Origin of the sequence: Litchfieldia sinesaloumensis (assembly GCF_900156865.1) — a bacterium.
GTDB lineage: Bacteria > Bacillota > Bacilli > Bacillales > Bacillaceae_L > Ferdinandcohnia > Ferdinandcohnia sinesaloumensis.
Map to the genome: position 1 here is coordinate 4,018,389 of NZ_LT732529.1, position 12,913 is coordinate 4,031,301.

At 37.3% G+C, this 12,913-nt stretch carries 11 protein-coding genes; 6 read left to right on the plus strand and 5 right to left on the minus strand.

Annotated elements, in window-relative coordinates:
• The gene (locus CZ490_RS19720) at positions 1-1,188 is read left to right on the plus strand and encodes an amidohydrolase (RefSeq protein ID WP_077620448.1); all 1,188 of its coding nucleotides are present in this window, start codon (positions 1-3) and stop codon (positions 1,186-1,188) included.
• A gap of 47 nt (positions 1,189-1,235) precedes the next feature.
• Here the strand turns inward: CZ490_RS19720 and CZ490_RS19725 are convergent, their stop codons facing one another.
• A complete protein-coding gene (locus CZ490_RS19725) occupies positions 1,236-2,204 on the minus strand; it encodes a DMT family transporter (protein WP_077620449.1) in 969 nt (322 codons plus the stop codon).
• Positions 2,205-2,359: 155 nt separating this feature from the next.
• Here CZ490_RS19725 and CZ490_RS19730 point away from each other — a divergent pair, with 155 nt between their 5' ends.
• The 5 genes from CZ490_RS19730 (at position 2,360) to CZ490_RS19750 (ending at position 8,025) form a co-directional block, all read left to right on the plus strand.
• On the plus strand, positions 2,360-3,241 hold the full coding sequence (locus CZ490_RS19730; protein ID WP_077620450.1) for a LysR family transcriptional regulator: 882 nt from the start codon (positions 2,360-2,362) through the stop codon (positions 3,239-3,241).
• A 43-nt stretch (positions 3,242-3,284) separates the two neighbouring features.
• Positions 3,285-3,848 (plus strand): TVP38/TMEM64 family protein, encoded by a 564-nt coding sequence (locus CZ490_RS19735; RefSeq protein WP_077620451.1) that lies wholly within the window; start codon positions 3,285-3,287, stop codon positions 3,846-3,848.
• Positions 3,849-4,123: 275 nt separating this feature from the next.
• Complete coding sequence (locus tag CZ490_RS19740; protein WP_077620452.1) at positions 4,124-4,699, plus strand: TetR/AcrR family transcriptional regulator; 576 nt, start codon at positions 4,124-4,126, stop codon at positions 4,697-4,699.
• Positions 4,700-4,804: 105 nt separating this feature from the next.
• Positions 4,805-6,913 carry an MMPL family transporter gene (locus tag CZ490_RS19745; RefSeq protein ID WP_077620453.1) on the plus strand — a complete coding sequence of 703 codons (2,109 nt, stop codon included), beginning with the start codon at positions 4,805-4,807 and terminating at the stop codon, positions 6,911-6,913.
• A gap of 191 nt (positions 6,914-7,104) precedes the next feature.
• Positions 7,105-8,025, plus strand: coding sequence for a nuclease-related domain-containing protein (locus CZ490_RS19750; RefSeq protein ID WP_077620454.1), 921 nt, complete (start codon positions 7,105-7,107; stop codon positions 8,023-8,025).
• 903 nt (positions 8,026-8,928) lie between these two features.
• On the opposite strand, the gene CZ490_RS19755 is transcribed toward CZ490_RS19750, so the two are convergent.
• Genes CZ490_RS19755 through CZ490_RS19770 form a run of 4 tightly spaced genes read right to left on the minus strand, consistent with a single transcriptional unit; the run spans position 8,929 to position 12,709 of the window.
• Positions 8,929-10,002: an ABC transporter substrate-binding protein gene (locus CZ490_RS19755; RefSeq protein ID WP_077620455.1), complete on the minus strand. Its 1,074-nt coding sequence runs from the start codon at positions 10,000-10,002 to the stop codon at positions 8,929-8,931.
• Positions 9,999-10,802 carry an ABC transporter permease gene (locus tag CZ490_RS19760; protein WP_077620456.1) on the minus strand — a complete coding sequence of 268 codons (804 nt, stop codon included), beginning with the start codon at positions 10,800-10,802 and terminating at the stop codon, positions 9,999-10,001. The genes CZ490_RS19755 and CZ490_RS19760 overlap by 4 nt, the downstream gene beginning before the upstream one ends.
• Positions 10,792-11,610 (minus strand): ABC transporter permease, encoded by an 819-nt coding sequence (locus CZ490_RS19765; protein ID WP_077620457.1) that lies wholly within the window; start codon positions 11,608-11,610, stop codon positions 10,792-10,794. The genes CZ490_RS19760 and CZ490_RS19765 overlap by 11 nt, the downstream gene beginning before the upstream one ends.
• The gene (locus tag CZ490_RS19770) at positions 11,600-12,709 is read right to left on the minus strand and encodes an ABC transporter ATP-binding protein (RefSeq protein ID WP_077620458.1); all 1,110 of its coding nucleotides are present in this window, start codon (positions 12,707-12,709) and stop codon (positions 11,600-11,602) included. Before CZ490_RS19770 ends, CZ490_RS19765 begins: the two co-directional genes overlap by 11 nt.
• Positions 12,710-12,913 lie beyond the last annotated feature (204 nt).

Here is a 12,913-nt window from a genome sequence, read left to right on the forward strand (position 1 = left end):
ATGAGAGAACAGCTAATGAAAATGTTAGAATCCCGCAAGGACGAGATCATAGAAATCCGTAGGCATCTACATGAAAACCCTGAATTATCCTTCAAGGAAGAAAAAACGGCTCAATATATTCTAGATTTTTATAAAGGTAAAGATGTAGAAGTACAATCAAATGTTGGAAATGGTTACGGAATCGTTGTAACAATAAAGGGTGAAAAGTCTGGTAAAAACATAGGCTTACGTGCAGATTTTGATGCACTTCCTATCGTTGAAGAAACAGATGTACCTTTTAAATCAAAAAATGAAGGCGTCATGCATGCTTGTGCACATGATGGTCATACAGCGTATTTGTTAGTCCTAGCTGATTGCTTAATTCAGTTAAAGGAACAGTTACCAGGTACAATTAAAATTATTCATCAGCATGCCGAGGAGGTTCCTCCTGGCGGGGCGAAGAGTATTGTTGAATCAGGAATTCTTGATGACTTAGATCATGTATTTGGCATCCACCTACTACCTCTAGGACCAGCTGGGGTGGTGGGGTATCATGCAGGATATACCTTTAATGGTAGAGCGTATATGAAAGTAAAGATTCAAGGTAAAGGTGGACATGGTTCGTCTCCACATATGGCGAATGATGCAATTGTAGCGGGTGCTCATTTTGTAACAGCAGCTCAAACCATTATCAGCCGTCGCTTAAGTCCATTTGAAAATGGTGTGATAACAATCGGTTCTTTTGATGGAAAAGGAACATTTAATGTCATCAAGGATAGTATTGAGCTTGAAGGTGATATACGTTATATGTCAGAAGAAACGAAGGGGAAAATGGAGCGAGAAGTAAAGCGGATTGCTAGAGGAATTGAAGAAGAGTTTGGGGTAACATGTGAACTTACGTATACCAATGATTACCCACCACTCTATAATGACCCCGAACTTACCGATAAGGTTGTATCGTACTTAAATAGTGCTAATGATAAGGATATAAAAGAAGTGAAGGAATACCCTGCACTGTCACCATCTGAAGACTTTGCGTATTATGCAGAAAAATTTCCTTCCTGCTTTTTCTTCATTGCTTGTTCACCAAAAGGGGTGGAAGAACCGTTCTTCAATCATCACCCAAAATTCGATATTGATGAAGATGCACTCCTCGTCGCAGCAAAAGCGGTGGGGTACGTAGTTTGTGGACTATACGAGTTAGAATAAAGAATAAAAGCCCATCCTAACGTGATATGTTGGATGGGCTTTTAAAATTAAGAAATACTTTCTCTCAAATTAGTTTTAACATACTCAAATGATTTTTTCTTCTGGGCGATTCTGACAAAGATGTTATTGGCCAATAGAGACACGATAATAAAAACAGTACCTAGTATGTCAAACAAGGTTACATGATTGCCTTGGGCAATGGATATCAAAAGCGTCGTAACAGGTACGAAGTTAATGAACAATAACCCGTTTAAAGGTGATAATATACTCACACCAATATTCCAGCCTAGAAGCGCAATAACCCCAGGGAATATTATCATGAAAACCAGATGTGGACTTACTTCTATAATACTATTCACTGATGGAACAGAAAGGTATCCAAATAGTGTTGCCCCTACAGTAATTAAAATAGCTGTAATTGTTCCAAGTAAACAACTTAACGTTGAATATCTTAACGCAGACCAGCCGCTAAATTCACTTCCACCCATTGTGTAAATAACCCAACCTATTACCGCAATGAATATGAGCAAAGAGGGGATAAAAGAATCGGTTGCACTAAGAAAAGCGTGAATATCACCTTTTGTAATCACTAATAAAGCACCGATAAAAGACACAAGCACACATATCAAAGTAAAGAAGTGTGGGCGTTTTTTGAAGAACATCCAGACAATCACAACGGAAATCATTGGCATTAATGACTCCATGATGGAAGCCACCATTACCCCGGATGCACCTAATAAATCTTCTCCCCAGAAGATGAATAGATTATAAACTGTAAAAGCCATAGTCCCGAAAAACCATAAATAAAAGCCTTTGCCCTCCAATCGGAAAGCCTGCTTTCCCTCTTTCCAAATTAAAACTGCGACTAGAATAATCGTAACAGCCCCATAACGAATGATTGTAAAATAAAAGGGATCAATATGCTTAAATGCTGCATGTGCAACTGGAAACATGGCTCCCCATGAAACTGCAGCAATAAAACATAAAATAGCCCCTAACCATACACTGTTTTTCAACTAACCTCAACCTCTTTCATTAAGTTACCAATTTCAAATTTGATTTCATCATATCTACATTTGAATATCTTGTAAAATGAATAAAAACAATGATTATTATCAATTTTACTGATATCATAATAACCAAGATGTAAATATGGAGAGGTGGGCTAGAAGTGGAATTTAAGGACTTGGAAATTTTTCAACTGGTAGCTGAGAAAGGAACCATTACAGAGGTAGCGAAAGAACTAAGTTATGTTCAATCGAATATTACGTCTAGGATTCAGAAACTAGAAACTGAACTAAACACCCCCTTATTTAACCGACACCGCCGGGGAATGACATTGACACCTGAAGGGAAGAAACTATTAAGCTATAGTAAAAAGATATTATTATTAACAGATGAAATGAAGAAAGCCGTTCAAAATAAAAATGAACCTGCTGGGAAACTGGAAATTGGAACGGTTGAAACGGTCATTCAATTACCTAAAATACTCTCTTCCTATACTAAAAAATATACGAATGTAGATTTATCATTATATACTGGCGTAACAGAAACACTAGAAGAGGAAGTATTAAATCATAAGTTGGATGGAGCCTTTGTATCAGAAACGGACTTTCATTCTAATCTTGTTTCACATGATGTATTGGAAGAAGAACTTGTTCTAATTACGGATAAGCACACAAGTTCAATGGATGGGATTAGGGAGGAGACGATCCTTTGTTTTAGTGAAGGCTGTGGATACCGAGCTCGTTTTATGGCGTGGTGTAAGGACGAAAACATTAAGCCGAAAAAAATAATGGAATTTGGTACATTGGAAACCATTTTGAGAAGTGTTGTCGTAGGCCTTGGTGTTGCATTTGTGCCTAGGTCTGCTGTTAATCATTTGGAGCAAAGTGGTCTCATTCGCTGTTATTCACTTCCAGATAAATACAGCAAGGTAAAAACTGTTTTTATTAGGAGAGCGGATTCCTATCTAACCTCAACAATCGAAAGGTTTATTGAAACTATTGAAACAAATAAAATGAAACTCCCAGCCTATTATGATGCTCAGTGAGAAAGAAAGCATGATAGGATTTGAAAAATCCTGGAGGTAAAATATGCAAGATCGTCTAGCGGAGGTCTTAGTAAATTATGAAGAATATGCAATCATCATTAGTTTGTTGCTTAATATTTGTATAAGCGTCTTCGGGGTCATTCCTACTCTGTTTATAACAGCGGCAAACCTTATAGTTTTTGGTTTTTGGAAGGGAACTATGATTTCCTTCCTAGGTGAGGCCTTAGGAGCAATTCTGTCTTTTTGGTTATACCGAAAAGGATTCAAAAATAATCTTGGAAAAAAGGTTTCTACCTATCCGTTAGCAAAGAAACTACTGAATACAAACGGAAAAGATGCCTTTCTATTAATCATAGCATTGCGATTATTTCCTTTCGTACCATCAGGGCTAGTGACCTTTGCTTCTGCAATTGGTGAGGTTAGTTTCATCATATTCATATTTTCAAGCTCGTTAGGGAAACTTCCAGCGCTACTGCTTGAAGCGTATTCGGTCTATCATGTAACAAAGTGGACCGCAGAAGGAAAACTTATATTAACTATTATTTCAGTTGTTGTAATAGCTTATCTAATCAGAAAAATTGGGCTAAATACAAAGTCTTCGAAATAAGTATTCCAAGAATAAAAATAAATCTGTACTAATTGATGATTTTCTGAAGTATGCAATTTCAATCAAACGTTTGTTTAATGATCTAGACCAGTACTACCAAAGGATTGTTAAATCAATCAAACGTTTGTTTGAAAAGATTTAATAAATTGAGATAGACAAAAATAATTGCTGTACTAGTCTATAAAGTGAGGAAAAAGTACATCATAATGTGTCATTTCTTTGTCTATCGTTCTCATTTACGGTATCTTAATCTATAATGAGGTGGGGTGAGCAACATGGCACGTGAGCGTAAATTTACGAAAGAAGAATTATACCGGGTTACGGAAGAGTTGCTTTTGACGTATAACTATGAAGGGTTCCAGATTAGTTTAGTGGCTGATCATTTGAATGTTTCCCGTGGGGCAATCTACAAGTACTATGAAAACAAGGAAGAATTAATCACGGAATATATGCTCTTTAAAATGGAACAGTTTCTTCAAGAGTTAGAGGAAATCAATAATATTATAGGTTTCCAATCTAAATTTGATTTCCTAATGACAATTATGTTTAAGAATCCTGAGCTTTATCAACTGATTGAAATCGGTAAAAGTGTTCCAATTCACATAAATGTTAAAGTAAAAGAAGGTATAGAAAAACTCGACGGTTATCGTATAGAAATGTACGAATATGCACACAGTTTTATTGAGGCAGGAAAGAGCGAGAAACTTTTAAATCCGAAAATTCCTGATTCAGTTATGTTAGGTTATATTTTCCAATCAGTCGTTATACCGAATCACTTTAATATCCCGCATGATGTATGGGTTCAGTCGATTAAAGATCTGATTTGTCACGGAATATTCATTGATTCCTAATTGACACTGGCGTCACTTTGAAAGATAATTATCGTGACAATAGTGTCATTTTTTTTATTTTGAAAGTGACACCTGTGTTACTTTGGACAATAGAGGTGGAGTATCATGAGTAAGATGTTACAAGCTATTACAGATAAAATTACCACAAAGAAAGGTATGTGGATTACACTTGCTACTTGGCTCGTTATAACGATAGTCTTGGCAGTTTTTGCGCCGAATGCAAAGGACTATGAGGTTTCAAGAATTGATTCACTTCCAGAAGATGCACAGTCGGTCATTGCGCAAAGTAAGGTAGATGAGTACTTCGAAGGTAGTAGCGGTACCCCTGGAATATTAGTCTTTCAATCAAACGATGAGCAATTTGAATTCCAGGATCTAGTTGATGTGTTCACGCATATTGAAAATGCAGATATTCTAGGAGTAGAGCAAGTGGTTCCGCTTTCTGGATTGCCACCGCAGGCTGCTGCAGGATTTTTCTCAGAGGATCAGACAACTGCATTACTACCAATCGTCTTTGACGAATCATTAGAAACAAAGGAAATTCGTACTTCAAAAGATGAAATCTTAAAAGTGGTTGAAGAATACTCGAATTTGACTTTATATGTCACTGGACCTGCAGGAATCGCAACAGACTCACTTGATTTATTTTCAAGAGCAGATCTCGTTTTAATTCTCTCGACAGTAGGGTTAATCCTCATTTTATTAATTGTGATATACCGCTCGCCATTATTAGCACTTATACCATTGTTAGCAGCGGTATTTGTCTATGAAGTAGTTATGAAATCACTAGGTATTCTAGGAAGTGCGGGCTTAGATTTAAGCAATCAAACCATTTCAATCATGTCGATTCTTTTATTTGCCGCAGTTATTGACTATTCACTGTTTGTATTTTCTCGCTTTCGCGAAGAACTCAAGAACTATGAGAATAAATATGATGCAATGAGAGCTGCTATGAAAGAGGTAGGCATGCCGGTATTCTTCTCTGGAGGGACAGTATTGGCTGCAATGCTCGTGCTATTCTTTGCAGATCTAGGAGATTATCAAAACTTTGCACCGACCTTTGCTACAACAATGGTAATTATCATGGCGGCTTCAATCACGTTAGTGCCAGCCTTATTCACACTTTTCGGTAGAAAATCATTCTGGCCAAAGGTTCCCAAGGTTGGCGATGATAAAGTAAAAGACAATTCGATTTGGAGCAAAATCGGTAGAATGGTTGTAAAAAAACCAGGATTATATGTTTCAATAGTTGGGCTAATCCTTCTAGTTTCAGCAGCTAACTTATTTAACCTAACATATGAATTTGATACGATGAAGTCCTTTCCAGAAGATATGCCTTCAAGACAAGGGTATGAAATATTAGAGGATAAGTTTGCAAAAGGCGAACTTGCGCCTTCAACCGTATTGTTTGAAAGGAAACAACCCGTTACTCAAGAAGAACAAGAGTCATTACGTAATGAACTGTTGGAACAAGATCTTGTTAGTGAAGTGCGAGTCAACGGAACAGCTGATGAAAATAGGGTCCTCAATTTCTCATTAACCTTTGAAGAAGGTCCGTATGATGTTAAAACAATTGATGCGATTGAAAATATGATAAATAAAGCTGATACGATTGTAGCAGATGCAGATCTAGATGGAGATCTTTACTTTGCTGGGGAAACAGCGACTAAAGTGGATGATCGAGCAACGAATAATCGAGATGTGATATTGATTGTCATACTTGAAACGATTTTAATCTTTGGGCTTTTAATAGTCCTGACTAAGTCAGTTAAAATGCCAATTTATATGATGGGTACGATTTTAGTTTCATTTTTATCAGCATTAGGTCTTGGAATGTTTTTAACTAACTTATTCTTTGATATCGATACAATAGCCAATCGAGTTCCGTTGTATGCCTTTGTTTTCCTAGTTGCACTTGGAATTGATTATAATATTATGCTTGTCTCACGATTCCAGGAGGAAAGAAGAAACCATTCAGTAAAAGAAGCAGTAGAAATTGCTGTAGCTAAAACAGGTGGGGTGATTTCATCGGCAGGTATCATCTTAGCTGCAACCTTCGCTGTCCTAATGACACAGCCAGTACAATTATTATTCGTTTTCGGCTTTATTGTAGCCGTTGGTATTCTACTAGACACTTTCTTAATTCGTGGAGTACTCTTACCTGGATTAATCGTCTTATTAGAAAAGGATAAGGCAGTAAGTAAAGAAAACTAATAAGAAAAGCCTATATCATGGTGATATGGGCTTTTTTATTGGAGTTCGTAGATGTAATATCATTGATATTAAGAAGTTGACAAGTTTTGTGAATTGTGAAAATATGTTGATATCCCCTCTGCTCCTCGAGCCCCTTCATTGAGAGATTCCAAAGATTAATCAACTAAATAAAGAAAAGGAAGGCTAAAAAGATGTTACTTAAAGAAAGAAAAATCCCCAATAACCTCCAATTACGCCGATATTTAAAGCCCCGAATAGCGTTTACTGAAGGGCAGTTAAAAAAGTTGCTAACCGATGAAAAAGGTTTCGAAGGTGAATGTAAATTTGATGAACTGATCGCCCGTTCTCCCGCATCAACATATCTCCAATTAAACGACCTCTTCCTTGAATGGAGAAACACGACTTTTCAAATTGACTCATCCTTAATTACTCCACATAAAGTCTATCTTTTTGACGTTAAAAACTATGAAGGAGAATTTTATATTGAAGGTAACCGATGGTATTATTCATCGGGGTATGAGATAAAGAATCCAATCCTACAACTTCAGCGCTCAGAATCCCTTCTTACACCACTCATTCAATCTTTAGGTATAAATCTTCCCATTGAATCAAAGATCGTTTTTGTAAATCCTAACTTTACTCTATTCCAGGCAAATAGACTACTACCAATTATCCTACCTACACAAGTGAACTCTTTGTTGAAGAGTTTTGGATCGGTTTCGATGAAGTCGAGTGGGCATTTAGTAAAGTCAGCAAAAGAACTGGCATTACTACACAATGACAAAACGCCATTTGATAATATGCACATCCCTGAATACGCCTATGAATCTTTAAATAAAGGAGTATCCTGTTGTGGATGTGGGTCGTTAGCTGTTCATGTAAATGGAAGAGTCCTAATGTGTAAGAGATGCAGGGCAATCGAGAAGCTACATACGGGTATTATGAGAACGGTTGAAGAACATAGAGTTCTCTTTCCAAAGAGGTTTTTAACGGTTTCCGAAGCAATTGAATGGTGTAGATTAGACTTAAATAAGCTTAGAATGCAGAAAATACTAAAGGAGCACCTTGTGATGGTAGAGGGTGGAAAATCGACGTATTATCGCTTCGAGTAGGGTTCAAAAGGTGACTTATAAATGAAAAGAGAGCAGAGGCTGTATCAACAAGGGGTGTACATGTATTTTTGCTTTTAGATGACGATTATTTATGCGGAAATCCATAGTATGGAAGTTTGTCCGCAAAATTGGTTGGAATTGTAATATAAGTCCACACTCGCATGGTTTGTTGTAACAAAAGCAGAAGAAAGCATGCACAAATCCAGAATGCGCATGCATTTTAGTTAATAGCTGTAGCAAAGCCATGTGTAATATCCAGGATGTGGAGGAAAATTCCATAAAGTTAGTTATAACAGTAAAAAAGTTCCACACCCGCATGATTTGTTGTAACAAAAGCAGAAGAAAGCATGCACAAATCCAGAATGCGCATGCATTTTAGTTAATAGCTGTAGCAAAGCCATGTGTAATATCCAGGACATGGAAGAAGAACCCGTAAAGTCAGTTGTAATTGTAAAAAAGTTCCACACCCGCATGATTTGTTGTAACAAAAGCAGTAAAAACCATGCGCAAATCTGGAATGCGCATGCCTTTCGATTAATAGCTGAAGCAAAGCCATGTGTAATATCCAGGATGTGGAAGAAAAGTCCATAAAGTTAGTTATAACAGTAAAAAAGTTCCACACCCGCATGATTTGTTGTAACAAAAGCAGTAAAAACCATGCGCAAATCCGGAATGCGCATGCCTTTCGATTAATAGCTGAAGCAAAACCATGCGCAATATCCAGGACATGGAAGAAAAACCTGTAAAGTCAGTCGTAACAGTAAAAAAGTTCCACACCCGCATGGTTTGTTGTAATAAAAGCAGAAGAAAGCATGCACAAATCCGGAATGCATTGCCACTGTGTTGTGAGGTGCCCAGACAAATTCAAAAAGACCTATATCAGTTAAGATACAGGCCTTCATATTAGTTTTGTGCCATTTTGAATTCTAGGAATAGCTGATTGTAGATAGAGAGATTCCGCTTGCCTAGGTTTTCATACACTTCAAGCTTCTCTGTTAGTTCAGGAGAAGGGTAGAAGCGCTCGTCAGTCACCATATCCTCAGGCATATATTGAAGTGCCTCTTTGTTTGGAGTAGAGTAACTGACATATTCAGTGTTCTGCGCGGCAACTTCAGCATCTAACATAAAATTAATGAATTGATGCGCGCCATCTATATTTTTGGCAGTCTTCGGAATAACCATATTATCAAACCAAAGGTTGGATCCTTCACTTGGGACCACATAATCTATGTCTTCGTTTTCCCACATGATATCAGCTGCATCACCAGACCATACTATCCCAATAGCGGCTTCCTCATTCTGAATGAGTACTTTTCCTTCGTCACCGACAATGGCTTTAACGTTTGGTGTGAGCTTGATAAGTTTTTCCTTTGCCTCGTTTAAATGGTCGATATTTGTATCATTCAATGAATAGCCGAGAGAGTTTAGTCCCATCCCGATAATTTCCCTCGCGCCATCGACCAGGATAATTTCGTTTTTAAGAGAAGGATCCCAAAGGTCATTCCAGCTAGTAAATTCTCTTCCCTCAAGCATTGTAGGATTAAAGACAATCCCGACAGTCCCCCAGAAATAGGGAACAGAGTATTGATTGCCTGGGTCAAAAGGTAGATCCATGAAACGCTCATCAATGTTTACTAAATTTGGCAATTTCGAGTGATCAAGAGGGACAAGTAGGTCCTCTTGCCGCATTTTATCAATCATATATTCAGAAGGAACAGCGATATCATAGCTTGTTCCACCTTGCTCAATTTTTGTCATCATTGCTTCGTTAGAGTCGAAAGTTTCATAAATGATTTTAATTCCGGTTTCCTCTTCAAAGCGGTCAATTAATTCCTCATCAATATAATCGCCCCAGTTATAAATGGTCAATGTGTTCCCACTAGCGAGACCCTGTGACGAATTTAAATGATGGATAAGATAGAGTAGTCCACCTGAAACAAGTACAATTGCTAAGAATAGCCGGATTAGTTTCGTCATTTTCGTACCCCCAATCCGCGCGTGCTATTACGTTGTGCGATAAAGTAATAGCCGACAACAAGCATCATCGTAAAGATAAAGAGAAGTGTTGACAATGCATTAATATTTAATGAGATTCCGCGACGTGCGAGGGAATAGATTTCAACAGACAGAGTTGAGAATCCGTTACCCGTTACGAAAAATGTCACGGCAAAATCATCAAAAGAGTACGTAAGTGCCATGAAAAATCCAGCAAAGATGCCTGGAGTAATATAAGGGATAATGACCTTTGATAGAACTTGCCAATTGCTAGCTCCAAGGTCTTTAGCCGCGTCAATAAGAGTTGGACTCATTTCCTTTAATCTTGGCAGTACCATTAGAACAACAATCGGAATACAGAAGGCAATATGCGAAAGTAACACAGAATAAAAGCCTAGTTTGATTCCAGCCATTGTTAATAGAATCAGAAACGACGCACCAATAATAACATCGGGACTCACAATTAACACGTTATTTAACGATAACAATGTATTTTGTGTTTGTCTTTGTTTAATAGAATGAATCCAAATTGCCCCAAGCACACCAATAATGGTTGAAATAAGCGCAGAAAGCAAGGCAATAACGATTGTATTTAACACAATGATTAATAGCCTAGTGTCTCCGAATAGTTCTTTGTACCAATCCAAGGTAAATCCATCAAAATTACTCATTGTCCCACCACTATTAAATGAGTAATAAATTAAATAGAAAATCGGCGCATATAAAATGAAGAAAATGACAAATAGATATGCTTTAGATGACAGAGCAAGTTTATCTCTCATTTTTAGCACCTCGTTTCTTGCGGTTTCCTGTTAAGACCATAATGATTACCATGAAGATTATCAGGAAGACGGCAATTGTGGAACCCATGCCCCAATCCTGAGTGACGAGAAATTGTTGTTCAATAGCTGTACCAAGCGTAATGACTTTGTTCCCCGCAATTAACCTTGTTAGCATGAACAACGAAAGTGCAGGAATAAATACAACCTGGCAGCCCGATCTTACCCCTTGAATCGTTAGTGGAAAAATCACACGACGAAATGTAGTCCATTTTGATGCTCCAAGATCACGTGCTGCATCGAGTAGACTAGGGTTGAGTTCGTTTAATGAGTTGAAAATCGGTAATATCATAAAAGGAATAAATATATAAACAGATACAAACACAAAGCTAAAGTCTGTGAATAGTAATTGTTTAGAGCCGATTCCGAACACTTCAAGAAGTGCGTTTGCAGCTCCATGTGCCCCAAAGATACCAATAAAGGCATAGGCTTTTAATAATAGATTGATCCAAGAAGGAGCAATAATGAGCAGCAACCAAAGATGTTTATGCTTCGTTCTTGTAATCAAGTATGCTGTTGGGTAAGCAACTAATAGAGTAAAAGCAGTTATTAGAAACGCATACCAAAACGAACTCAACGTCATCTTTAAGTAAATCGGTGTAAAGAACGTCTTGTAGTTTACAAGTGATAAATTACCCTCGATATCAAAAAACGAATAATAGAGGACAAGAGTAATCGGTGCAATAACAAAAACAAGAATCCATAAAGCATAAGGGATAAATAGTAGATTTCGAGATAGCTTATTTTCCATGGCTTTCCCCGTCCACATAAGCCTCTAAGCGACGATCATATTCCTCTTCTGTTTCACCAAGACGCATAACATGAATTGCTTCTGGATCAAAGTAAAGCCCAATCTCATCTCCAACTTTTGCTTTTTTAGTGGAGTGTACGAGCCATTCGTTTCCGTCCTTGTCAAAGCCACAAATCTCATAGTGTACGCCTCTAAATAGTTGTGAATCCACAACCACCTGAAGTTTTCCATTTTCAGTAGAAGTAATTTGTAAATCTTCAGGACGGATGACAATTTCAACAGGCTCATTATCCGAAAAACCTTGGTCAACACATTCGAATGTTTTCCCAACAAACTCAACTAAGAAGTCATGGTGCATTTTTCCTTTAACAATATTGGACTCCCCAATAAAATCTGCAACAAATCGGTTAATTGGTTCATCGTAAATATCAATAGGTGTACCACTTTGTTGAATTTTTCCTTCATTAAGCACAAAAATCTCATCCGACATTGCAAGAGCTTCCTCTTGGTCATGTGTGACAAATATAAATGTAATACCAAGACGTTTCTGAAGGTCGCGCAGCTCATACTGCATTTCTGTACGAAGTTTTAAATCGAGTGCAGATAATGGCTCATCTAATAAAATGATTTCAGGTTCATTTACAATGGCACGCGCAATCGCAACCCGTTGTCTTTGACCACCTGACATTTCTTTGATTTCGCGACTTTCATAGCCTGAAAGATTAACGAAGCTCAAGGCTTCCTTTACTTTTTTATCTATTTCAAGTTGCTTCATTTTCTTAATCCGTAAACCGAAGGCAACATTTTCGAATACATTTAGATGTGGAAACAAGGCGTAATCTTGAAACACAGTATTAACCTGCCGTTTGTTGGCAGGAGTCGTGTTTACTTTTTTACCATTAAAATAAACCTCTCCATTTGAAGGTTCAATAAACCCTGCAATCAAACGTAATATCGTCGTTTTTCCACAACCTGAAGGACCGAGAAGGGTATAAAACTTTCCTCTTTCAATTTCAAAGCTAACGTTGTCAAGGACAGCTGGGTCATTGTCATATTGCTTTGTGACATTTTTAAATTGGATGATAGGTGTACTGTTCATAGCAACCCCCTTCTTTCTATATAAGGTAGAGTTTTAGTGCAATCCGGCATAATTATACACGAAACGGTAAAAATTTCAATAAAATTTGTAAGCTGCTAAACTAGAAAATTATACAAATTGAATTCAAAAACAGTCTAGGTAAAAAGAATTAGGTAAAAATTCACATTTTTAGAAAAAAGGATATGTTATTTGATTGACCTAAAA